16 protein-coding genes and 3 pseudogenes are annotated in these 25,253 nt (G+C 42.5%); 12 read left to right on the top strand and 7 right to left on the bottom strand.

Going from position 1 to position 25,253, the window contains the following annotated elements:
• Positions 1–45 precede the first annotated feature (45 nt).
• From ACLFKQ_RS14570 to ACLFKQ_RS14535, 8 genes are all read left to right on the top strand, one after another.
• Positions 46–1,176 carry a 3-deoxy-7-phosphoheptulonate synthase gene (locus tag ACLFKQ_RS14570; RefSeq protein ID WP_449000530.1) on the top strand — a complete coding sequence of 377 codons (1,131 nt, stop codon included), beginning with the start codon at positions 46–48 and terminating at the stop codon, positions 1,174–1,176.
• A 6-nt stretch (positions 1,177–1,182) separates the two neighbouring features.
• Complete coding sequence (locus ACLFKQ_RS14565; protein WP_449000529.1) at positions 1,183–1,446, top strand: acyl carrier protein; 264 nt, start codon at positions 1,183–1,185, stop codon at positions 1,444–1,446.
• A 153-nt stretch (positions 1,447–1,599) separates the two neighbouring features.
• Positions 1,600–4,167: a condensation domain-containing protein gene (locus ACLFKQ_RS14560; protein WP_449000528.1), complete on the top strand. Its 2,568-nt coding sequence runs from the start codon at positions 1,600–1,602 to the stop codon at positions 4,165–4,167.
• A gap of 15 nt (positions 4,168–4,182) precedes the next feature.
• Positions 4,183–5,109, top strand: a complete 927-nt coding sequence (locus tag ACLFKQ_RS14555) for a putative capsular polysaccharide synthesis family protein (RefSeq protein ID WP_449000527.1) — start codon at positions 4,183–4,185, stop codon at positions 5,107–5,109.
• Between the two features lie 63 nt (positions 5,110–5,172).
• A complete protein-coding gene (rfbC, locus tag ACLFKQ_RS14550) occupies positions 5,173–5,718 on the top strand; it encodes a dTDP-4-dehydrorhamnose 3,5-epimerase (protein ID WP_449000526.1) in 546 nt (181 codons plus the stop codon).
• A gap of 7 nt (positions 5,719–5,725) precedes the next feature.
• Positions 5,726–7,036 (top strand): NAD(P)H-dependent oxidoreductase, encoded by a 1,311-nt coding sequence (locus ACLFKQ_RS14545; RefSeq protein ID WP_449000525.1) that lies wholly within the window; start codon positions 5,726–5,728, stop codon positions 7,034–7,036.
• A gap of 237 nt (positions 7,037–7,273) precedes the next feature.
• A complete protein-coding gene (locus ACLFKQ_RS14540; protein ID WP_449000524.1) occupies positions 7,274–9,025 on the top strand; it encodes a GDSL-type esterase/lipase family protein in 1,752 nt (583 codons plus the stop codon).
• A gap of 130 nt (positions 9,026–9,155) precedes the next feature.
• Positions 9,156–10,697: a heparin lyase I family protein gene (locus tag ACLFKQ_RS14535; protein ID WP_449000523.1), complete on the top strand. Its 1,542-nt coding sequence runs from the start codon at positions 9,156–9,158 to the stop codon at positions 10,695–10,697.
• Between the two features lie 154 nt (positions 10,698–10,851).
• Here ACLFKQ_RS14535 and ACLFKQ_RS14530 read toward each other — a convergent pair whose 3' ends face one another.
• Positions 10,852–11,133, bottom strand: a complete 282-nt coding sequence (locus tag ACLFKQ_RS14530; protein ID WP_449000522.1) for a hypothetical protein — start codon at positions 11,131–11,133, stop codon at positions 10,852–10,854.
• 376 nt (positions 11,134–11,509) lie between these two features.
• On the opposite strand from ACLFKQ_RS14530, the pseudogene ACLFKQ_RS14525 reads away from it, so the two are divergent.
• Positions 11,510–13,124 (top strand): annotated as a pseudogene (locus ACLFKQ_RS14525) (IS1634 family transposase).
• Between the two features lie 113 nt (positions 13,125–13,237).
• On the opposite strand, the pseudogene ACLFKQ_RS14520 reads toward ACLFKQ_RS14525, so the two are convergent.
• The 3 genes and pseudogenes from ACLFKQ_RS14520 to ACLFKQ_RS14510 all read right to left on the bottom strand — a co-directional run.
• A pseudogene (locus ACLFKQ_RS14520) lies at positions 13,238–14,032 on the bottom strand (IS1 family transposase); the annotation flags it as partial.
• A 281-nt stretch (positions 14,033–14,313) separates the two neighbouring features.
• Positions 14,314–15,840: a serine/threonine-protein kinase gene (locus tag ACLFKQ_RS14515; protein WP_449000521.1), complete on the bottom strand. Its 1,527-nt coding sequence runs from the start codon at positions 15,838–15,840 to the stop codon at positions 14,314–14,316.
• A gap of 196 nt (positions 15,841–16,036) precedes the next feature.
• Positions 16,037–17,200: pseudogene (locus ACLFKQ_RS14510) on the bottom strand (anhydro-N-acetylmuramic acid kinase); the annotation flags it as partial.
• 475 nt (positions 17,201–17,675) lie between these two features.
• Here ACLFKQ_RS14510 and ACLFKQ_RS14505 point away from each other — a divergent pair.
• Complete coding sequence (locus tag ACLFKQ_RS14505) at positions 17,676–20,198, top strand: 4Fe-4S binding protein (protein WP_449000520.1); 2,523 nt, start codon at positions 17,676–17,678, stop codon at positions 20,196–20,198.
• A gap of 132 nt (positions 20,199–20,330) precedes the next feature.
• On the top strand, positions 20,331–21,971 hold the full coding sequence (locus tag ACLFKQ_RS14500) for an FHA domain-containing protein (RefSeq protein WP_449000519.1): 1,641 nt from the start codon (positions 20,331–20,333) through the stop codon (positions 21,969–21,971).
• Here ACLFKQ_RS14500 and ACLFKQ_RS14495 read toward each other — a convergent pair.
• From ACLFKQ_RS14495 to ACLFKQ_RS14485, 3 genes are all read right to left on the bottom strand, one after another.
• Positions 21,937–22,152: a hypothetical protein gene (locus ACLFKQ_RS14495; RefSeq protein ID WP_449000518.1), complete on the bottom strand. Its 216-nt coding sequence runs from the start codon at positions 22,150–22,152 to the stop codon at positions 21,937–21,939. The two genes, ACLFKQ_RS14500 and ACLFKQ_RS14495, sit on opposite strands and share 35 nt — an antisense overlap.
• Positions 22,153–22,254: 102 nt before the next feature.
• Positions 22,255–23,427: a transposase gene (locus tag ACLFKQ_RS14490; protein ID WP_448998177.1), complete on the bottom strand. Its 1,173-nt coding sequence runs from the start codon at positions 23,425–23,427 to the stop codon at positions 22,255–22,257.
• 236 nt (positions 23,428–23,663) lie between these two features.
• Entirely contained in the window at positions 23,664–24,182 is a 519-nt protein-coding gene (locus ACLFKQ_RS14485; protein WP_449000517.1) for a DUF1499 domain-containing protein, read from the bottom strand.
• Positions 24,183–24,244: 62 nt separating this feature from the next.
• On the opposite strand from ACLFKQ_RS14485, the gene ACLFKQ_RS14480 reads away from it, so the two are divergent.
• Entirely contained in the window at positions 24,245–25,159 is a 915-nt protein-coding gene (locus ACLFKQ_RS14480; protein ID WP_449000516.1) for a class I SAM-dependent methyltransferase, read from the top strand.
• Positions 25,160–25,253 lie beyond the last annotated feature (94 nt).

Genomic DNA, 25,253 nt, shown 5'->3' with positions numbered 1-25,253 from the left:
TAAACTTGGGACTTCGAACCAACTACAGTTAACACATCGAACGATATGAAAATTGAAGACATACTCGACGTTAACATTGAATCTTCTAGGGCGTTAATGAACCCGATGCAGGTAAAAGAACTGCTGCCCCTAACGGAAACTGCGGCAGAAACAGTTTTACGAGGTAGACAAGAAATTCAAAATATACTCGACGGTAAAGACCCTAGAAAATTTATTATTGTCGGTCCCTGTTCGGTGCACAATCCTCAAGCTGCGCGCGCTTATGCCAAAAAGCTCAAAGCTTTGGCAGAAGTAGTCAGCGATCGCCTGCTAATCGTAATGAGAGTGTACTTTGAAAAACCCAGAACTACCGTAGGCTGGAAAGGACTAATTAACGACCCCGATCTCAATGGTTCTTTTAACATCGAAAAAGGTTTATTAACCGCTCGTAGCTTACTGCTAGAAATTGCCGAAATTGGACTCCCGGCAGCAACCGAGACCTTAGACCCCATAACGCCTCAGTACCTAGCAGATTTGGTTTCTTGGGCGGCGATTGGGGCGAGAACCATCGAATCTCAAACTCACCGAGAAATGGCTAGTGGACTGTCGATGCCAGTGGGGTTCAAAAATAGCACCGATGGCAATGTCAAAGTAGCCTTAAATGCCATTCAATCATCCAGAGTGCCCCATAATTTTCTGGGACTCGATCGCCAAGGGGAAATTAGAACTTTTAAAACCAAAGGCAATCCTTACGGACATCTCATTCTCCGAGGTGGCGATCGCCAACCGAATTATGATGCTGCTACGGTAACCATGGTCGAACAGCAATTACAGAGCTTAAACTTACCTCAAAAAATCGTTATCGATTGCAGTCACGGCAACTCCCACAAAAACCATCAACTCCAGGGGGCAGTATTGGAGAATATTTTGCAACAAATCGCCGATGGCAATCACTCACTCGCCGGCATGATGCTCGAATCAAATTTATTTGAAGGCAATCAGCAAATTACCTCAAACTTAGGGGATCTAAAGTACGGTGTTTCCGTGACCGATAAATGTATCGGTTGGGAGGAAACCGAACGAATCATTTTAGCTGCTCGCGAAAAACTGGGTGCCGACAGACAAGTTACTTTATACACCTGCGGACTGGTGGTGTCGGGAATTCCGGTTCGCAACTTATTAACTACTAAAGGATAAATCGCTATGAAAACTATGACAGTTGAAGAAGTAAAATTGCAAACTCAAAATGTCGTTTTAGAATTATTACCCGATCTCGACCGTCAAGACCTTAACGATGAGAGCGATATTTTTAGCCTGGGGTTAGATTCAATTAATGCGATGAATTTGGTTTTTAGTTTACAAGAAGCTTTCGATATTAAGTTCGATACTCAAGAAATCAGCATTGAGAACTTCCGCACTGTTGGCGATATTACCAAGCTAATTGAGAAGAAGGCACGCTTGCACTAGGCACTAAGCAATTTGGTGAAAGGGTAAGGCTTAAAGAGAAAGGGTTGGTCTAATCTCTCTAACCTTTAATCTTTCTTCCTCTGTCTCCTCTTCTCTCTCCGATGTCTCCAAACCAGACGCGATCTCTCACGTACATATCTGCAATTATCTATAATGACCCAAACTACTCCAACTGTTTCTAAACCGAGTTCTGCAGCATCTAAAGCACCAGCAGATCTTTGGGAGGCAATTAAAACTATTGTCAGCTTACAAAATCAAGCACCGCCTCTAGTCTCCGTCAGTCGTGAGGAATCGTTGCCCCTGTCACATACTCAAGAACGACTATGGTTGCTCGACCGCTTGACGGGGAGTAATAGCGCGTACAATATTCCTTTTGCTTTACTATTGCGAGGAGCTCTTGACATCTCGGCTCTCGAAGCTAGTCTTAAAGAAATTATCCTGCGTCATGAAGCTCTGCGGACTAACTTCACTACAATAGAAAACCGCTCGTTGCAGTTTGTTACTGCGGAGCGTGGGGAGAACTGGAGCTTAAAAGTAAGCCAGTTACCAACGTCTGCTTCAGAACGGGAAGCCGAAATTCAGCGTCTTTGTCACGAAGAAGCTCGAATTCCCTTCGATCTCGGGAGCGAGCTACTGTTGCGAGCTAGTTTAGTAGAGCTAGAGCGAGGCGAATATCTGCTCCTGATTACCGTCCATCATATTGTCTTTGACGGTTGGTCGGAAGGAGTATTTTGGCGGGAGTTAGCTGCGCTCTATCAAGCCTTTAGTCAGGGGGGATTTTCTCCCCTCGAGCCGCTATCCATACAGTATGCCGACTTTGCCGTCTGGCAGCGACAGTGGCTGCAAGGTGAGTTACTAGAACATTTACTAACTTATTGGCGGGGACAATTAGGCGAAGAACTTGAAGAATTAGAACTGCCGCTAGATCGTCCTCGAACTCCCGGCTCTACTCGTCCTAGTGCCAGTTACAAACAAATTTTGCCTCCGGCACTGACAGCCAAACTTAAGACTTTGAGTCGGGAAGAAGGTGCTACTCTGTTCGCGCTGCTACTGGCTGGTTTTAAAGTACTCTTACAACGATACACCGAACAGGAAAATTTGTTTGTTTGTAGTCCCATTGCCAACCGCAACCGCAGAGAACTCAAAAATCTTATCGGTTACTTTGTCAATCTATTGATTCTCAGGAGCGATCTTTCAGGCAATCCTAGTTTTCGGGAATTGTTGGGTCAGTTACGGCAAACGGTATCGGGCGCTTACGCTCACCAAGATCTGCCCCTGCAACAGTTAGTCAACAACCTAGATTTGGGTCAGACTCCCTTGTCTCAGGTAATGTTCGTCCTGCAAAATAGTATCGGTCAATCCCCAAAACTAGCCGATTTAGCAGTACAGTCCCTAGAGGTCGATAACGGCACGGCGGATTTCGATCTGTCCCTATCGATGTCGGAGTCTCAAGGAACTTTAACTGGAGTTTGGAAATACGACCGGGATTTGTTTGACGAAGCGACTATTGCTAAAATGAGTCGGCATTTTCAGCTCTTGCTAGAGGAAATTGTTGCCGATCCCAGCCAATCTCTCGCTTCACTACTAATCTTAAACCAAGGCGATCGCCAAGAATTGAGTCAAAAACGAGCTAACTATCGCCTCAAACCAGAGGTCGCAAGAGTTCGCGTCGAACCTCGAAATCCCTTAGAACTTCAGCTAATGCGAGTTTGGCAACAGATTCTCGACAGCGATCGCCTCGGGGTTACAGATAACTTTTTCGAGGTGGGAGGAAGCTCTTTACTCGCCTTTCGTCTAATTGCCGAGATTGAAACTACTTTTGGTAAAAAACTACCTTTGACTGCTCTATTGCAGGCACCGACTATTGAGAAATTAGCCGGTATTCTACGCCAGGAAGCAGGTGCCGTATCTTGTTCTTGGTTGACACCAAAACAGCCTGGTAGTTCGCGTCAGCCCTTTTTCTGCATTGCCCCTGCTGGTAATAGCGGCATCGGGTTCGCTCCCATCGTGGCTCATTTGGGTTCCGACCAACCCTTTTACGTCCCACAAGCACTGGGTTTAGAAGGAGAAGCCGCTCCTCACGAGCGTGTCGAGGATATGGCAGCACACTATATCCAAGAAATACGCACCATTCAACCAGAAGGTCCCTATCTTTTGGGAGGCAGGTGTTTTGGGGGGATTGTGGCTTTTGAAATGGCTCTGCAACTAACTCGGCAAGGGCAACAAGTGGCTTTACTGGCTTTGATTGATGGTGCGATGCCGCCACACCTCTACCTTAAGCTGAGAAATCGCGATGGCAGTAAAAAATCGAAATCTTTAGCCGAACTCCTGCAAAGTTTTATTTATTTCTGCAAAAATGGACGACTTTTTACTCTCTTAGGTTACAAGTACCGACAGCAGGTCAGAAAGTTCCGCCAAAAGCGAGCGAAAAACTCACAGGCTTCAGATCCACTACTGGAGAACGTCCAAAAAGTTTTTCGCAGCCATCTAAAAGCTAGAGCAGATTACGTACCACAAGGTATGTATCCGGGCAAAATCGATATCTATGCTAGCGGAACATTAAGAACCGATCAGCAGGATAAGTGGGGTGAATTGGCTGATGGAGGAATTGAATACCATTTCGTCGGTGGCGAACACGGCACGATCGATCGCGAACCTCACGTAAGAGTGTTGGCAAAGAAGCTCAGAGAATCAATGGATAAAGCAGGACAAAATTCTTAACTAGGGGATGAATAAATGCATAAAACTGTCGCCAGAATATTACCCAACTACTCTACCAACAAATTATATTACTCTTGGAAGTTCGAGCTATCCAAAGCTGTGACTAATATTTTTGGCTCGAATTTATCTCAACCTGAAGTGATAGTGTATCAAATGGGTAAAGTAGGTTCGAGTACTATCGTAAAATCCCTGCAAAAGTTAGATTTGGATTTCAAAGTTTATCACGTTCATGCTCTGTCTGAACAAAGGATTGAAGAATTAGAAAATACTTACAGAGCTCATTTCGATCGCACCAGAGTTATTCACAGCCATTTGTTGGAAAGTCTTTATTTACGCAAGCAAATTAAGAGAAATGAACGACAACAAAAATGGAAAGTTATTACTCTCGTCAGAGATCCAATAGCCAGAAATTTTTCTAGTTTTTTTCAAAATGTTCAGCATCAGAGAGGTTATGACTGGCAAAAAAAGCTGCATACTTCAAGCCCTGACGTTTTAAGCAAAGAACTACAGAAAATTTTCTTAGAAAACTTGGACAACAATTTCAAGATTTTAGACTTGGACTGGTTCGACCGCGAACTAAAAACCGTCTTCGGAGTTGACGTTTTTGCTAAGAAATTCGACCCTGATAAAGGTTATGAGATTTATCAAGGGGAGAAAGCTGACGTACTTTTATTGAAATTAGAAACTCTCAATAGGTGTGCCAACAATGCTTTTAGAGAATTTCTTCAGCTCGAAAATTTTACTTTATCTAAAAAGAACATTGGTCGCAATAAACTATACAAACAGGTATACAAAAGCTTTCTCAATGATATTAAATTGCCAGAAGCATATATAGAGGAAATGTATACCTCTCAATTTGTCAGACATTTCTACAGCAATTCAGAAATTAATTATTTTACTAACCGCTGGCGTAAGATCCCAACTGAAATGACTAGAAATTGATTTCATAACCTTGAAACCGTTTGTATATTTTTATCCCATCGATTTATCTTCAAACCAGAAACTATGAAATTTACCGAAACTAAACTCCAAAATGCCTTCATTATCGATATAGAACCCCGTCAAGATCATCGCGGCTTTTTTGCTCGTACCTTTTGTGCCGAAGAATTTCAAGAACACGGTTTAAAACCAGTGGTCGCCCAGTGTAATATGTCTTTTAACTACAAACGAGGAACCTTACGGGGCATGCACTATCAAGTATATCCCGCCACCGAAGCCAAGTTAATTCGCTGCATTCGCGGTGCAATTTACGATGTAATTATCGATATGCGTCCCAATTCTCCTACCTATCTCCAGCACATTGGTGTGGAGTTGAGTGCAGATAATCGACGCGCTCTTTACGTACCAGAAATGTTCGCTCATGGTTATCAAGCTCTTACCGATCGCAGCGAAGTCACCTATCAGGTAACTGAATTTTATACTCCTGGTACAGAAAGAGGCTTGCGTTATGACGACCCTACTTTTGAAATCGAATGGCCAGAGCCTGTAAGCGAAATTTCGGAAAAAGATATGAATTGGCCTTTATTAAAAGAATCTACTATAGGAGGATAAACTAACTATGATTATTGTCGATAGAGCTTTACAAGCCCGTGCCAAAGCCAAAAATCCGATCAAAGTTGCGATGATTGGAGCAGGCTTTATGGGTCGTGGCATTGCCAACCAAATTGTCAACTCAGTACCGGGAATGGAGTTAGTCGCCATTGCCAACCGCCATTTAGCTGGTGCCGAGAGAGCCTATAGCGAAGCTGGTATTGCTGAGGTACAAACGGTAAAAACTACTTCTGGATTGGAAGAAGCGATCGCCAGAGGCAAATATGTCATTACTGAAGATGCTACGCTGTTGTGCCAAGCAGCGGGAATCAATGCCGTAATCGAAGTCACGGGAACCATTGAATATGCTGCTGCCTTGGTTTTAGAAGCGATCGCCCATCACAAACACGTCATTTTGATGAATGCCGAATTAGACGGTACCATTGGAGCGATTCTTAAGGTTTATGCCGACCGTGCCGGGGTCGTTCTCACTGCCTGTGATGGCGATCAGCCAGGGGTAGAGATGAACCTGTATCGCTTTGTTAAAAGTATCGGCTTGACTCCTTTACTCTGCGGCAATATTAAAGGTCTGCAAGATCCCTATCGCAATCCTACTACTCAAGAAGCTTTTGCCAAACGCTGGGGACAAAAACCCCATATGGTAACCAGCTTTGCCGACGGTACCAAAATTTCTTTCGAACAGGCGATCGTCGCTAATGCTACTGGGATGAAAGTAGCCCAACGGGGAATGCTCGGTTACGAATTTAAAGGTCATGTGGACGAAATGACCTCGATGTATGATGTCGAGCGCCTGAAGGAACTAGGCGGGATTGTCGATTATGTGGTCGGTGCCAAACCAGGTCCTGGGGTCTTCGTATTTGCTACCCATGACGATCCCCAACAACAACACTATCTCAATCTCTACAAGCTGGGAGAAGGACCTCTCTATAGTTTTTATACTCCCTATCATCTATGCCACTTTGAAGTGCCCCTTTCAGTAGCGCGAGTCGTCTTATTCCAAGATCCCGTGCTCACTCCTCTCGGCGCACCTCGGGTAGAGGTAGTAACTACTGCTAAAACCGCGCTTCAAGCTGGAGCAACTCTAGACGGCATTGGTTACTATATGACCTACGGTCAATGTGAAAATGCCGAGGTAGTGCGCGCAGAAAATCTCCTCCCGATGGGATTGGCAGAAGGATGTCGTCTCAAACGGGATTTGCCTAAAGACCACGTTCTGACTTACGATGATGTCGAACTTCCTTTAGGTCGTCTCTGCGATCGCTTGAGAGCGGAACAAAATGCTTATTTTGCCGATAAGCAAATAGCAACAGTTCAGTAGACGAGCGAGCGGATTTCAACCAAACAAAAAGTTTTTAGTCGTTGGCTTTGCTTGGTCAATGGCTAAAAACTTAACTTAGAAGCTAGGATTTTATATTTAACGTCTGGTGTGAATTAAAGTTTAGTAAGGAGATAAAGATTAAAAAGTATCGATAGTCTTTACAACTTGAAGCTATTGACCTTTCTATGCCCAAAATGTATTATTATATAAATTTGTATTGCTTACATAAATAAATTTATGGCATCTGCTTTTTTGCTAGTTGAAGCCGAGGAAATGACTCTCAAGAATTATCGCCTCGAAACCGGTAAGAGTCATGCTTCTGGCGGTGGTATTATTGGTTTGAGAAGTAGAACGGGTGAGAGTGGTTCTGCTTCTTGGCAATTTTCCGGAATTTCTGGTTTATACGATCTCGAGTTGGGATACTTTGATGAATCCGATGGAGTATCTCAATTAGAAGTTCGAGTTGACGATATTACCATCGCTACTCTCACTCTCGATAGTCAACTTGGGGGAGATATAGACAGCGCGGCAACCGCAGTCAAAAGTAAAATTGCTAGCGGCATCGCCCTAAAACCAGGACAAACTATTACTATTTTGGGAACTACCAATGCAGGAGAAAGAGCGCGGGTCGATTATCTCAAATTTACTCCTATCGATGCAGAAACTAACAATGACGGAGGTGACGGAGGTGATGTTGTAATTGATGATAATCAAGATCTAGATGAGGCAATAGCTTTGGATGCGGTGAGCTATGAGGAAGCAACGGGGGGCATTATTGCTAAAGTCGAGGAAAACTTCATATATACATATACTAATGCTACTCCTCTCAAGATCATGCCTTTGGGAGATTCAATTACCCATGGAGTAATTGGTACTAGAGACAGAAACAGCGGTGGCTATCGCCCTTTTTTAGAAAGGGAGCTAACCGCAGAGCGATTTGCTTTAGATTTTGTTGGTTCTAAAACTAGCGGACCGAGCCATCTCAGCGATCGCGATTATGAAGGTCATCCAGGCAAACAGATCTCCTACATTAGTAAAAATGTCGAAAAATGGTTGTCTAATTCCACTCCAGATGTGGTTCTGCAAACTATTGGTACTAATGACATCTTTAGAAATAATGATTCTAGCGAGACGATTTTAGAAGATTTAAGCGAACTAATTGATCGCATCACTGTTCATTCTCCCGACACAAAATTATTAGTTTCTTCTCTTCCTCCCATACATCCCGACGAGCAGTCTGCAGAACAAGTAGCTAAAGGGGAAGCTATCAGTCGAGGCATACCAGATCTGATTGATTCCAAAAAGTCTCAGCAAAAAAATGTCGGTTTTGTCGATTTTAGCAGTCTTACTCTCGATGATTTGACTTCATCAATAAATCTAGATTTGGATAATGGCTTACATCCCAATGCTGGAGGATACCAGAAAATTGCCAGTCTCTGGCGCGAGGCAATCTACAATCAAACTGGCATCAAAGATAGCTTACTCGATGTCAAAAATGTCAGGGGTTCGACTTTTGCCGATAGTTTTTTCGGGGACGAGTTTGATAATGAGTTTTCGGGCAACGCCGGAAATGATTATCTGGTTGGCAATGCCGGTAACGACAAGCTTGATGGCGGCTCTGGCAACGATACTTTAATTGGCGGTTTAGGAGTCGATAATCTCAATGGTGGTTCGGAAGCCGATCTCTTTATCTTTGAGAAACTACAACTCGAAAGTGATTTTATTGAAGATTTTACGGTTAATAGCGATAAAATCGCGATCTCAGCAGCAGGCTTTGGCGGTGGACTGACGGCAAATACCGATTTAACTGAGGCTCAATTTACTATCGGGACGACTGCTATCGGTACTAGCGATCGCTTGATCTACGATAATATTAACGGCAAACTTTTCTTCGATCCAGATGGCAATGGAGAAGAAACTCAGGTTTTATTCGTCAATCTAGCTTCCAATTTAGCAATTAGCGAGCGAGACTTCACAATTACTGCTTGACCTGAAATCTATCTCTATTAACTTTCAAGTTACAAACATAATCTTCAAACAAAATCTTAAGCTTAAGGCTCGATATCCTCAAACAGGACTTTAAGCTCAAGACTCAATCAAATTAAATAGGTAATTAGTTATGTCATCAGATTTTCTTTTAGTCGAAGCCGAAGATATGGTGTTGGAAAATTATCGCCTCGAAACCAATAAAACTCATGCTTCAGGCGGCGGCAATATTAGTTTGAGAGCCAGAAGAATAGGAGAAACCGGTTCTGCTTCCTATCAATTTTCGGGCGTTGCTGGTTGGTACGATTTAGAACTAGGTTACTTTGACGAATTTGATGGCATTTCTCAACTCGAAATTCGGGTAGACGATGAATTAATCACTACTATCAATCTCGACCTCGACCTTGATGATGATAAAGATAGTACGATAACAGCAGTCAACCGTAAAATTGCCAGTGGTCTAGCTCTAGAACCAGGTCAAACTATTACTATTACTGCCACCGAACATGAGGGAGAGCCAGCTCGTGTCGATTATCTTAAATTTATTCCAGTTGAAGAACGAGTGACTAGTCTCGATCCTCTCGACGAGCGAGAGCTAGAAGAAACTGCAGCCAAAGCTCAGACCAAGATTGTCTATCCAGGAGCGACTATATTCCAAAGTGATTTTCAATCAGGTTTAGAGGGATGGAAACTATCCGGCTTCGATAATCCAGCTTCTGGAATTGTTGCCAATCCCGACCCTAACGAGCAAATCGACAATAGTTCTGTAAAATTTGTTTTGGAAGAGCCTGATAAAAGGGAAGAACTGAACTTAAGTCCCGTTCCCTATAATTCTGAAATTACTTATCAGTTTAGAACTTTCCTTCCTGAAAGCTACGTCGAAGATCCAGTTGCCGATCCCGAAATTGTCGCCCAATGGCACGCCAAACCAGATACTCACTTAGGTGAAACTTGGGCGGGAACTGGACCCGTACTGTCTTTGTTAACTGATAATGGACAGTGGAAGCTCGGTCGAAAATGGGATACAAGACAAATTATCAGAGAAAAAGGTCAACGAGGACGTCTAGAATCTGAAGGTTCGGCAAGCTACGATCTAGGTGATTATCAAACTGGAGTCTGGACTGATTGGACATTTCACGTCAAGTGGTCTTATGAAGCCGATGGCTTAGTTGAGGTGTGGCAAGACAACAATTTAGTTCTCAGGGAAACCGGTCCCAATGCCTACAATGATGAACTCGGACCATACTTGAAGATCGGACTGTATAACAAAAAATGGCAAAATCCCGATATAACCAAAAGAGAGCTCTACTATGACGATGTAGAAGTCCTTTCATTTGAAGACGATTATCTTCTCAGAGGAGAAGAAGAAAACAACATTTACGTCCTTAATGCTCAGACGGCTGCAGGTAGTCAAATTCAGGATACGGGAGGTGCCGATACTCTATTTTTTAGTGATAACCTAAGTCTAGACTTAGCCTTTCTCAAGCGAGAAAATAACGATCTACTGCTCGACATCGATCGAGACGATATATACGATGCTGAAGAGCTGACCATTTCCAACTTCTTTGCTTCCTCAGAAGTAGGTGCGGGTTTAATCGAGACAGTGGGCAACCTCGATGGCACTGAGATTTTTAACGCTTTTGGCTCAGAAGTAGAAGCAGCACTGGCGGTCTAAACTGAGAAAATTCGAACCAATCCACTTCTCTGCCAGAATGAGCTGCGGATAGCAATTACGTTGTGTGATTCCTATCATATCGCTATATCTAGTGGATGACGATTGGCAATACCGTATATAATTAGTCACTTTTGCTAAGAATTCAGTCTAAACTTCAATATTGAGTCCAAATGGCTTTTAATTGGAGAAATTGCTCTCCAACCCATACCAACCATAAGCTACGATGTTTTTTCCCTGATTTCTTGAGTTTGATTCTTTCGACTTGAATTAGACTCATATCATGAGATGAAGAAGAACGGAAATGTAAATCTTTCCATTGACTAATTCTGAGCTTGCCTAATTTGGGGTCATCTACTTCGACTGTTTCATTTGCCGACCACCAGGTAGTAGAATCATTAACTTGGAACTTCTGGTCCTGTTTTTTGGGTCTGCCCATACCTGAATAGTTTTTTTGGTTTGGGTTTTGACCAGAGACAGCAATTGGAACGGATTCTCATCAATTTACTGACAGGAACTTCTCCTGTTTGATTGACCCATGAACCATTGCCATATTCACTATCCAAGACCACTAAAACTTTTTGCTTTATCTGTTTACATACTTGTTTGAGTTGCCATGCTGCTTTTGATCTCGGTTTTTCATACGACGTGATTCTCTCATGTCTTAATGGCAATGCCCAACTGCCTTGTTTTTCTGGTAGCCAGGCTATCGTACTGTATCCTTGCCCTACTGTGACTGAATTATTGGATCGGGGATTTCGCAGGTTGAGGAATAAAGGTAGGGTATTAAAATGAAGAGTTTAAATAACCTTTGAATGGATATCCAGGTAAAAAACTTAGATCACTTAGGTATAGTAGCAGGAATCGTTGACCAGATAGGATTAGTTGAAGAAATAGATAAGCAAATAGAGCCACATCCCCAACAAATAATCAGCACAGGACAAGTGGTGAAAGCTATGATTGTTAATGGATTAGGGTTCGTCAGCGCACCTTTGTAGTTGTTTGGAGAATTCTTTATTGGAAAAGCAACCGAACATCTTTTAGGAGAAGGAATTAAGCCAGAACACCTAAACGACGATCGTATAGGCAGAGCCTTGGATAGTTTATCGAATCAAGGATTGACATCATTGTTTACCAGCATTGCCCTGTTAGCACATCAAAGATTTAATCTGGCGACTAAGAGTCTGCATCTAGACTCCAGTAGCTTTAGCGTGGAAGGAAGTTATAAGATAGGAGACTCAGATGAATCGAGTAAATCTATCGAATCCCTCAAGATTACTTATGGTTACTCGAAAGACCATCGACCAGATTTAAAGCAATTTATGATGGATGTCATCTGTAAGGGAGATGGAGATGTACCTTTATTTGTGAGAATAAGAGATGGAAACGAATCCGACCGTGCCATTTTTGCTCAGTTGATTCAGCAATTTAAACAGGAATGGAATTTAGAGAGTATTTACGTTGCCGAAAGTGCGCTTTACAGCGCGGACAATATTCAACAACTAGAAAAACTGAACTGGATTACTCTTGTTCCTCGAAGTATCAAAACAGCTAAGATTTTAGCCGAATCAATCAAAGACGATGTTTTTGTCGAGAGTGAAATTTCTGGTTATCGCATTGCCTCCTGTTGTTGTGATTATGGTGGAGTGCCTCAAGGTTGGTTAGTTGTTGAAAGTGAAAAACGTCGCGATAGTCATTTGAAGCAGCTAGACAAGCAACTGACAAAACAACTCAAAATAGCCACCAGTGAACTAAAGTCACTCATGAGACAGGATTTTGCTTGTGCTGTCGATGCCAAACAAGCTGCGGAGATGCTAAGTCGTAATTGGAAATATCATTCTTTAGAATTAGTGGCAATTGAAACTCATCCTCACTACATCAAAGCAGGAAGACCGACTAAACAATCAGTCTCCCGAACACATTACCTATCGTGTCACTGCTCAAGTTGTTCCTTTAGAGTCGATAATTGAGATTGCCCAAAGGCGAGCTGGGAGATTTGTTTTAGCAACTAATGTCACAGATGAAGACGTTCTTTCCAATGATGAGGTGCTAGTTGAATACAAAGGACAGCAAAGTTCTGAGCGAGGCTTGCGTTTTCTTAAAGACCCTTTATTTTTTACTTCCAGTGTTTTTTTGAACACCCCTCGAAGAGTAGCAGCATTGTCAATGGTTATGGGTTTGTGTTTGCTAGTTTATACTCTCGGTCAACCTCAGTTACGACAAGCTTTAGCTCAGAACCAAGAAACTATTCCCAATCAACTCAAGAAACCCACTTCTACTCCCACACTAAGATGGATATTTCGATGTTTTCAAGCGATTCATCTTGTTCATTTGAATCATCAACTACAAGTTTCTAATCTTAATGAGGCTCGACTGAAGATTTTAAGTTTTCTTGGAAGCCCTTGCCAAAAATATTATTTAATTTGTTAGCCTACCTGCGAAATGTCTGTTACAACTTCTGCCTTCCTGACTGATGACTGATAAGCGTGGCAATGACCAGAACTAGAAGTTATAAAGACGATTTACTCAAAGCATTGGTAGTGCTAAAGATGCAATGAAGCATTATAGTAATGCACGAAGTGCCAGATAGCACCTAGATGATTCTCTAATGATTTGGAAAATGATAGGGTTTTTCCCACTAATCGAGATACTCTTTGTCTAAGAGTATTGTTAAACCGTTCAATATAACTTGTTCTTCCTGTTTCTTTTCCCACTGCTTGATGGGGTTGTTGAGGAAATACCGTCTCATAAGCTGCCCAAAAATCAGTGTAGGCAACCGCACATTGACCATAGACAGGAGGTAGCGAATTCCACAGTTCTGGCGCTGCTTGTTCGCTGCGATTGCGCTCCGCGCAGTGGCAAAGCCAATCGCCAATTGTTACCCCAACGATTTCACGAGTTTTGGAATCCAAAGCTAACCAGACCCATTGTTTATTTCCTTGATGGTCTACAAATGACACGGGGCTTTCAAGGTGCGGAACCTGTGTCCGCACACAGCCCCTCCACATTGCATCACACTGCTTCGTCAATTTCCCCTTTTTTTGGGTGTGACTTTTATTTCTCTGGGAACTAGAGCATATTTATTTATGGTTAACATAGGTTTGAAGCCACTTTTCTGACACTTCAACTGCTCGTGCAATACCTGCCAAAGAAATTCTTTCTAATCAGAGCCTGTCAATCAACTCCCGTTTCTCTTGATTAACGACGATTTTTTGCGGTTTCTCTACAAATTGACGATGACATTGATTACATCTAAACCTTTGTTTTCCGTTGTGAATCCGACCATTTTTGACAATTTTCTCAGAATGGCAGCTTGGACAAGTAGGCTTTGCTCTCGAGTTATTTAAGCTCGACGTTTATTTTAGATCGTTACTTCTACAGGACTACCTAATACTGTAAAGACTTAGTAAAGTAATTTATGTGGTGTGAAATTGGTGCGATTATAACTCGAGCACCTCGAAAGCACCATATATAAAGAGTTTGAACCCACGACTCCCACTACCCCAATAGATGATTACACGGATTTATATATAAAATACTTATCAGTCTAACTCTTTACAGACAGCACGAGCTGTTTCCGAATCACCAAAAGATGTGTCTTTATCTATCTCTGTAACACCTAAAAATTACCACGACTAATTCCTTTAGCCGTTTTTACCTTTGCGATAATACTATCTTTAAGCTTTTCTAATTCGCCTCGTAAAATTGCCTTGGCAGATTTAGGATTACTTAAACTGGGCATTATTTTGCCAATATCCGCCCATTTTTTCAGCATACTACAGTTATGTGGATCGATAGACGAACTGGCTACATGCTGACACTGCTTTGGCTGTTCGAGAACATAAAATAAAATTCGATATTCACCTATCGTTGATAGGGCGCGACAAATTTGCTGCCCTTTATTCGATTTAAGATCGAGATAACAAGGTAGCCAACGAGGTCTATGTTGGGGATGATATAAAAGTGTGAGCCACAACAACATGGGATGAGGGCGATCAAGAAATAAAAATTGATTGTAGCGAATACCACCAGAAGTGCGATAAACTAAATCCTCGGAGTCTAACATTGCTGAAATAACGGGGATTTCTCCCAAAGAAGTGTTAATTAATCCAGCAAAAACAATCTTGCGTACGGGTTTATCTTGGGGCCACGCAGTTTCTCGGCAAATTTGGGTAACGGCAAGACTGGTTTCTACATTGTCTTGGTCTTGGGTGGGTTCCGATGATTTGGTGTTACTGTCGCCCTTAACCCCAGAAGTAGTTGAATGTTGAGCGGGAAGCTCTAGACTTTCTAATACCTGTAGAATTTCTCGGACGTCTTGAGGGCGATTTTCTCTCTCTTTGGCTAAACAACGAAATACCAAATCCTGTAGTTGAGGAGGTATGTTCAATCTCTCATTAAAAGGTTCGGGTTTGAATTTCAAATGTGCCTGATACCAACCTCCAAAAGAAGAGCTTTGAGGTAGTAAAGGCATATCCATAGTTAGCATTTCGTACATCATTACTCCCAGACTGTAAATATCAGAACGACTATCGAGTTTTTTACCTTCCATTTGTTCGGGAGAACAATAAGCTAGAGTCCCCATAAAAGATTGAGTCTGGGAAGTACCGTCCTGAATCAATTTAGCAATACCAAAATCCAAAATTTTAGCTACTTCTCCCAAGGTAGGGTCGTTAATGACGACGATGTTGCTCGGTTTGATGTCGCGATGGATAATACGGCACAGTTCTCCGTTAAATGTAATTCCCTGGTGAGCCGACTCTAAACCCAAGCAAACGTGGCGAGTATAGCTGAGAAATCGTTTTAGTGACAGAGGCTGATAGTGAATTAGGTCGCTAAGACTCTTGCCAGAGAGGAACTCCATAACATAAAAGGGAATGTTGTTGATATCTACACCATAGTCTTTCACCCTAACAACATGGATACTTTTTTCTCCCAATAACGCAGAAATTGTAGCTTCTCGCTCAAAGCGTTCGCGCATACTATCGTTAAGTAAAGCTTGAGATAAAAATTTTACTGCTACGGTTACTCCTCCAAGTACAGTATCTTTGGCGCAATAAACCCTACCCATCGCGCCTTCACCGACTAATTTTACTATCTGGTAACGGTTAGAGAGTAAACGACCATAGTTGGTATCTTGATTCATGTGGATAATCTGGGGAAGTAATTTCGACCTTTAGTGAGAAGGCAGCAAATGCACCAAAGTGTTTTCTTTCTCTAATGTTCCCCAGATGACTATATTTGATAACACGATTAAGTAATTTAAATTTAATTATTGTCGTACTAGAAAAAATAGCAAGTGGAAAACCTCTTCCGTAATCCTTGGCTTGCTATTGTTGAGTTTAAACAGCTATGGGATAATGAACATTTCCGAGTAACATTGGCTGTCTGGCTCCCGTTACCTGAGGTAGGTTTCCAGGTATTGAGTAGTTGAATCTCCAATATGCCAAAACCGCAAAAGCGATCGCTTCTTTAAAATCTCCATCAACTCCCACTTCATCTGTAGTTAGTATCGCTGCCGATGATAACTCAGATTGCAAGCGTTGTCTTAAATAAAGATTGCGACAGCCACCACCACAGAGCAAGATTCGTTCAGGTAATTGGCGCAAAAAATGACGATAGCTACGAACGATAGAGGCTACGGTCAATTCGGTTACGGTTGCCAGCCAGTCGGCAGAGCTTAAGTTTTCCTCTTGGGCATCTTGCCAACATTGGTTGAGGTAATCTCGACCGAATAGTTCTCTTCCTGTAGACTTAGGTGGCGATCGCTTAAAAAACTCCTGTTCTAACCACTGTTCGATTAATTTAAAACAGGGAGAACCTTGTGCCGCCAAGCTACCATCTCGATCGTAGGTTTGACTGCCGTCAGTCAGCTGTTCTACCGCCAAATCTATTAGGACATTACCCGGTCCGGTATCCCAACCACAAATTTGCTGTTGCCAGTTAGGTTCATTTTTAGGGGGTAAATAGGTGAGGTTACCAATTCCACCGATGTTTTGAATTGCAGTGTGTTGGGTAGGATGAGCTAGCAAACAAGCGTCTATTTTAGAAACTAAAGGCGCACCTTCTCCTCCTGCAGCCAGATCGCCAGCGCGAAAATTACTTACGGTAGGAATACCAGTTTGGTTGGCAATTATCTCTCCTCTTCCTAGTTGCAGACTGTAGCCTAAAGTTGTCTCTCTAGCAGACATCGGTGGACGATGGTAAACTGTTTGACCGTGAGAACCAATAAGTTCGACTGTTTCCTGGCACTCTGTTTGAATAGATTTAACGGCACGAGCGAAATTAAGCGCGATCGCATCATCTAAGGTGGCTAGTTCGGCAACACTCAGAGATTGTCCGCCACAAACGGCTAATATTTGTCTTCTTAAAGCCTGGGGATAGAGATAGGTATTACCAGCCAATAGCTCGATCTCCAAATCTAATTCGCCGCCCCTTATTTCAACTATCGCTGCGTCAATTCCATCTACTGAAGTACCGCTAATCGCCCCAATAACTTTCATGTTTTTGTTCTCTGTGTAGCTGCAGACATAATTTTGACATAATTATTCTGCATATTTATACCCGTTACCAATCAATTCTTCCTCGGCTTTTAGCGACGTTCAAAAACGACTTATTCGGAGGCTACGGAAGTCACACTAGCAAACTAGATAGGTGTCTTGAGTAAATAGCTGAAAACTAAATTCTGGCTGAATTTTAACGTTTACATTTCTTATCTAAAACTCCTTTTCTACAGACTACTCAAACCAGTTTTTAAAGCATCAAACCTATAGTTAAAGGGATTGCAATGCCCGAAATCAACTGCTTGAAATTAAGTTGAAGTAACGAAATTTCTAGATATAACATGGTAGACTTCAGAACAATTGCCGACTGAACTTGGCATAACTAGAACCAAAAAAACCTAGAAATCATTGAAGTACTAATTAGGTTACTTAATCTCTAGCAAAATCTATTTTAAGATAAAGTGAGGTATCCAGACTGATGCTGAGTAAAGTTGCAGAAAAACGAATTCATGTTTTTAGGTATGTTTTGGTAGTAGGCTGGTTAATTTTAATTCTGTCGCTGTTTTACGATCCCATATCGTCAATTTTAACTGACCCTACTAGCGAGTTTTTCAGTCCTTTTAAAGACGGTATAATTACTAGAGCCAGTAGTCCTGAAACTTGCGTTCTAGTTCAAGGAGAATGTCTGAGCGAACAACCGTATCCCCTAGGAACCAGACTATTTTGGGGAATGTTCGTTCCCTGTGCGATCGCAGTGGTATTTATCCTCGGGCACGAAACCTGGCGCAGAATCTGTCCTCTATATTTTTTATCTCAGATTCCCAGAGCTTTAAGAGTTTCGCCCAAATCCAAAGTCAGCAATAATCGCTGGTTGTCAAACAATCATTTATACTTGCAATTTGCTTTATTTTTTTTAGGATTAAATATCCGGATTTTATTTGTTAACTCAGCCCGCCCCGTATTTGGTTTATTTTTACTGTTAACTATTAGTGCGGCGATCGCCGTAAATTATGTTTATGGCGGTAGAAGCTGGTGTCATTATGTTTGTCCTTTCGGCATGGTGCAGATGGTATTTACCGGACCGAGGGGGTTGTTTGGTAGCGAAGCTCAAAAAGAGCCGCCTAAGAGTATTACCCAGTCGATGTGTCGGACATTCGATCGAGACTTACAGAAAGAGAAAGCCACCTGTATTGGCTGTAAATCTCCCTGTATGGATATCGATGCGGAAAAAGCCTATTGGCAACAATTGACTAAGCCAGGAAGAAGACTGGTGCAGTACGGTTACCTAGGTTTAGTTGCGGGATATTTTATCTATTATTGGCTGTATTCGGGAAATTTTGACTACTATTTCTCTGGTGCCTGGACCCACGAACCCGATCAATTAGCTAGCTTATTTAAGCCTGGTTTCTATATCGCTGGAAAAGCTATCCCCATTCCCAAATTAATTGCCACTCCTCTATCTCTGGCAGTAATTACGGCTGTGTTCTTTTTAGTTTGCACCAAGGTAGAAAAAGTCTACGGTAACTATCTGAGAAAAAGAGATCCAGAGAGCGATCGCCAGTTAGTTTTACATCGGATGTTTACTCTTGTTACCTTTATTGCCTTTAATGCCTTTTACGTTTATGGCGGTCGTCCCGAAATCAATCGCCTGCCGTTTATTTTACAGATGGCGTTCAATGGTTTAGTAGTTTTAGTCAGTACTTTTTGGCTGTATCGCACCTGGGGACGGACGGCACAACAATACGAACGAGAAAGCATTGCCGACAAGCTGCGTCGTCAACTGAAGAAACTCCAGATCGACTTCGATCGCGTTCTCGGCAAACGTTCTCTAGAAGATCTTCAAGCTGACGAACTGGATTTACTAGCACGAGTATTGCCCCAGGTTACCCGTCAAGACCGCCTGCAGATATATAGAGGAGTCTTAGAAGAAACTCTACAGGCTGGTAATATTGAAGCCGCTAATAGTTTAAAAAGTTTAGAAGCTATTCGTAAAAAATTAGAAGTCAGTCAAGAAGAACACTACGCGCTACTTACCGAATTGAGTATCGAAGACTCGACATTGATTCTACCAGCCAGAGAATACCCTCAAGAAAACAGAATGCGAATTGAAAGCTATCGCGAAGCAGTGGCAGGCTTACTACAGGAATTAGTCGATAGTGGCATGCCTCTACAAAAAGTGATCGCGCTCAAAACCAAACAAATTAGCAACCTCAAACACGAATACAATATCAGCAAACAAGAACACTTGCAGGTATTAGAAGGCTTATTTGATTCCCTACGACCCAAAGCCGAAAAACTGCTGGCACTACTACAGGTCCAAAGTTTCCGCTATAAAGTAATCACTAATCTCAAACCTCATTCTGAGACACCCGTATTTGTCTTATTACGCAAACTATTAATTGCCAAGCAGCAGCTAATTATTACTCCCTTGCTGGCGGTTTTAGAAATGCTGAACGACGATCGAGAAGTAGTGGAATTGGCTAGACGAACGGGAATTTTAGCCAAAGATGCGATCGCTTCGATGTTACAAGAACCCCAAGCTCAGTGGCAACAACGGCTCAATCCCGTGATTCTTAGAGAACTACAACCCACTTTACCCAGAGGCGGACAGACAACTCTGGTACATGGAGGCGAAGCAACTCAATTGCATACTCTGTCTCTTTCCAAAGAAGCGGTAGACAATACGCTGATAGAACTACTGCAAGAACCCAATCCGATTACCGAAGCAGCTAGTTTATATGCTCTGACGCAACTCGATCGCCAACGAGGATTGGCAGAAGCAGAGAGGATCTTGCAGCAACCTTTAGTCGACGATTTGGTAAGAGATACTGCATCTAGTCTACTGCGTCGCTCAAATTATCCCTCAATTATCGAGCGATTATTGGATATGTCTACTCGAGCGCATTTTTCCTCGATGACTTCCGAAGAATTATTGTCGGCGATCGCCCAGGTGCAAATCAGCCATCTAGAAGAAACAGAAATTTTTCCGCAGAGAAATTGATTTTGTGCCTTAGTAAAAGTATCGACCCATAAGCATTACTAAGGCGGCATATTTATTAACGTCGAACCCTATAAAAATTTGTAACTGTAATTCGTAAATTTAGCAATTAGTTTTTATTAAAAACCAGAAATCATGCCAGAAATTATTGTTATCGATACTAGAAAACCTCAAGAAATTAAAACAGTTCGGTTAAATCCAGAAACTCAGCTCAATCGAGAATGTCTAGTCGGTAGAGACGAACGTTGCTGCATCGTACTTGAAGATACGAGGATCAGTAGAATTCACGGTAAGATTGCTTTTCGTAATAACAGTTACTATTTTTCCGACTTAGGCAGTCGTAATGGTTCGCGAATCAACAACGAAATCGCTAAAGCCGATCGAGAATATCATCTCAAGCCTTCGGATACTATTGCGCTCGGCAATCATCTTCTCTGGGTTAAAGCGATCGCGGGTTTGACCGTTCCAGCCCCAGACGAATCCCAAACTCCCAGTCAATACATGCCCTTAGCAGCGATCGACCCTAACTCTCTCGAACGCTGGACTAGTGGCAATAAAGAACTGACTTGCGTCCGCATTACCAATGAAACTGCCGATGTCAAAACCTTTACTTTTGTCGCAGAGCCTCCCGTCCTCTTTGGCTATCGACCAGGACAATTTACTACTCTCGATCTAGAAATAGATGGAAAATCCGTCAAACGTTCCTATTCAATTTCCTCTACTCCCTCTCGTCCACACACTATAGACATTACCGTCAAGCGCGTACCCCCACCAGCAGACGAACCCACCGCACCTCCAGGACTGGTGAGTAAATGGCTGCACGATAATTTACGCGTCGGCAGTAAAGTCAAAATGACACCTCCAATGGGCAAATTTACTAACTTTGCCAATCCCGCTCCCAAATTACTGCTAATTTCGGCTGGTAGTGGCATCACTCCCATGATGTCCATGTCTCGCTGGATTTGCGACACCATTGCTGATGTCGATATTATTTTTCTCCACAGCGCACGCAGCCCCCGCGATATTATTTTCCGTCAGGAACTAGAAATGATGGCGGCAAGACATCCTAACTTTAAGTTGGCAATTACCATCACTCGCCCTGAAGCAGGGGAACCTTGGTTTGGCTATACTGGTAGACTCAACGAAGCAATTTTATCTACTATCGCTCCCGACTTTAGCGATCGCAACGTCTATGTCTGCGGTCCCAATCCTTTTATGGAAGCAGCTAAATCTCTGCTCCAAAGCTTTAACTTCCCGATGGAAAATTACTATGAAGAGAGTTTTGGCGGTAAGAAGAAGCAGAAACAGCGATCGGTTGCTTCTGCTACCGCACTATCGCCTACAGATAACACTTCAATTATTCGATTTCCTTCAGTGGACCAACCCATTCCTTCAACTAGCATTTCTTCTAACGGGCAAACTCCTCGAGTCGCGCCTACATCGATCGTCGCTAAGCAAACCACTCCTAAACCCGAATGCCAGCCCGAACCCATACCTAACTCCGCACCTGCAGCCGCATCCCCATCATCCAGTCCGATGGTAGTACTGGCTAAATCGGGGCAAGAAATTGCTTGTGATGGTGAAGAATTTATCTTGGATGTAGCCGAAGCAGAGGGAGCTAGTTTGCCCTTCGGCTGTCGTATGGGAGCCTGTGGCGCTTGTAAACTTAAAAAAATCGAAGGAGAGGTAGCTTACGACGAAGATGTCGATTGCGAAGATGATTATGTTCTGACCTGTGTCGCTAAACCCCTAGGGAGAGTAGCGATTGAGGCTTAGATTCAGTCAGCCGTTGGAAAATCGTCAGGCAGTTGTAGAAGTCGTGCAGCGTAAAGTTTGAGTTTTCTGAGCGATCGCCACTCTTTTCTTGTAGAGCGATAGAATCAGTTAATGCTGGTATTGCAACTACTTTTTTAGGCGGTAGTGGGGCAACTGGAGCGGAAGGTGCGATCGCTGCCATTAGCGAAGTTTTCTAAAAATTAACAGCAAAAAAAGCGCGTCAATGGCAACACGCTTGGTGGTGAGGTAAATAAGCTGACTGCCTGACATATCTTAGGAAAAGTCAATTGGAATAACATTTGATTTCCTGAATACGACTGAACCAGATAGCATCATATTGGTGTTTCTTAGCTTTTAGAGAAGCAAAACAAGGTTGAACATCTTGAGATAACAAAGCACTAGGAAAGAACAAATCGCGACCTTTATGCAAAACGCCCTTGAGCCATCGCCAACCAATTTTGAGATAGCTTAGGCCTCTTTTCCAGTGAGGGTCTACCTGAGTTCTAAGTCCTTTTAATTGAAGCGTTATACCATGACAAGTGGCAAAAAGAAGAGCCAGTGCGACAATTAAATATAGACGTTCTAAAGCTTTAGCATGGCGGATTTTCGAGTCTTCCAACTGAAATACTCCTGATTGAGAATCTAAAAATAATTCTTCAACACGGAAACGCAGTCCGTATTGCCAAAGAGTCTGTAAGGATGGATTTTCATCGGTAATCATAGCCCAAGGCTCTTTGACTCCTTTAACGTTTGCCAGGACAACGTTGCAACGGTATTTACCATCGAGCCATAAACCAACGTCATGACACAGAACTGCTTGAGCTTTTGGCGGACAGAGATACTTTAATTCAATTGGATGCTTTCTGACTCCGTGTAGAATGACATCGCAGGGTAATCGCAGACAGTAATGCCACTTACTATCTTGCAGCCAATTGACTAATTCATGATTAGCGAAACCACGGTCAGCTAAGAGCATGATATTGGAATAATCAGATAGTAATTTTGCGGCTAATCTCAACATTAGTTTGTATTCGGTAAAAGCGACTGTCGAACTTTTGTGTTCTAATACTTTCCACAAGAATGGTCTTGCCCTTCCACCGCAAACAATTGAAAGGTGAATGATGCAAAACCGATTCCAGAGCATAGTTGTGTCTAGTGCTAAATAAAGGCGTTGAGAATGCCAGTTTTTGATTGCTCCCAGAACTAACGGGACATACAAGCTTCTAACTCGAATTCGCTGATTACTGACAAATCTTTGCCACTTTCTTTCAAAACTTTGGGCTTTTCTAGCACGACTGGGGATGTAGCATTCCCATTCGCTCAAGCAGATTTTACCGCTATGGATTAAACCGATAATCATCCACACTAAGGCTTTTAAATGCCGTAGATCGCGATAGTTACTATGTTGACTTAGCAATCTGAACAGTTGATTATAAAGTGGGGTAGAGGTAGACATGGAATACAAAGCTTAAAAACATCTATTTTTAGCTAACCATGAATTCTCTCCCTTTTCTTTTCAGTTACCGTATATCAGTACTTTTAGTTACTTGTGTCAGGCAGTCAGGTAAATAAGATAATGAACATCTAGTATTTACTTTATTATCGACGATTTCACATCGACTAGACGTTTTTGATTAAATTCGATCGCGTAAGTCTTCAACCTTGACAAAACAAATTTCTCCGATGAGGAATTTAAAGACTGGCTGTGTTAAATTGCTCTCGAATATAATTAATTCTGGCTAAATTTACACCTAAGTCAGATTCTCCCAAACGGGAAGCCGAACGCGCTTGAATCGCTCTTAGATCTCCATTAGCGAAAAATTCCACATCATCAACAAAGCCCATCCATTTGCTCGTAAACTGAGCATAAAGATAGTTGTCGTCCTCTGTAACTAATTTAGCTCTGGGTTGGCTAATAATAATATTTTTTAACTTGGCGATCGCTTCATCTGTACTAGAATCATAATTTAGAGGTTCAATATGATGTTCTGCATCAGAACTTTGGGTACTGACGCAGTTGGGACTACTAGGACAAGGGGTTAGATGTCCGTTGACAACTCCCAGATTGCTCGGAACCGTACCGGCAAATACCGTAGGAGTATTGGGAAACAAAATTCTCACTCCTACCCAAGCAACTGCGGCTATGAGGACTAGCAGCACGCCTAATAAAACCCAGTTAAGCGATGGCGATTCTTTTTCTACTGCAGACATGATATAAATTCCTTTGAGATCCCTAAAAACAAGCTTAAAATAACTTTACACTTATTTCCTCAATGACTGCTACCCATACTCAACTAGGATTTACCTCCCGTCTGATAAATGGCATTTTAGCAATTAAACCACTAGCTAACTTTGCCAAAACCCGCGCCAGAAATATGATGATAAAACGCGCCGAAGCTATTGGCGTACCTTGGCGAGAGAACGTGAGGCAATTGAGCGATCGCAATTGGGATGCAGAATTTAAAGCCGTACAAAACCCCCAACTCGATTATCCCGATTACTACCAAACTTCCTTTCACGCCTACGAACGAGGCAATCTTAGTTGGGAAGCAGCTTGGGAAGTCGAATCTGCTGCTCGAGCAGTCCATGCCAAAATTTGGTCAAAGGGGGACGTTCGAGGAGATTGGATGCTGCGCCAAAGCTATCACAACATCATCCAACAGCAACTAGAAATCGAACCCCAGACGATTTTAGATCTCGGCTGTAGTGTCGGCATGAGTTCTTTTGCCCTCCAAGAAATTTTTCCCCAAGCTCGGGTTACGGGAGTCGATCTTTCCCCTTATTTTCTGGCAGTAGCTCGATACCGCTCGCAGCAAATGCAAAGAGAGATTAACTGGCGACATGCCGCAGTGGAGTCTACAGGGTTAGAAGCTGCTAGTTTCGATTTGGTTTCCGCTTGCTTGCTGTTTCACGAATTACCCCAAACTGCAGCCAGAGCTATTATTACTGAAGCTAGCCGCTTGTTGCGTTCGGGGGGATATTTGACCATCATGGACATGAACCCGCAATCGCCAATTTATCAAGGGATGCCTGCTTACATTTTGACCTTGTTAAAGAGTACCGAACCCTATCTAGACCAATATTTTGCGCTAGATATCGAACGAGCAATTATTGAAGCGGGTTTTGCTACTCCTACTATAACTGTTAACAGTCCTCGCCATCGAACTATAGTGGCGCGAATGATTTAGAAAGTAAGTGTCTATTGATATTGAGATTTAATTGAGTCACGATCTTACTTAGCTATCACTATAATTCCTTGTCTAATATGCGGCGGTTGCTTGC

The organism is Myxosarcina sp. GI1(2024) (assembly GCF_053543375.1).
The sequence above is the reverse complement of the archived record's forward strand: the minus strand, read 5'-3'. Positions and strand labels throughout refer to the sequence as shown.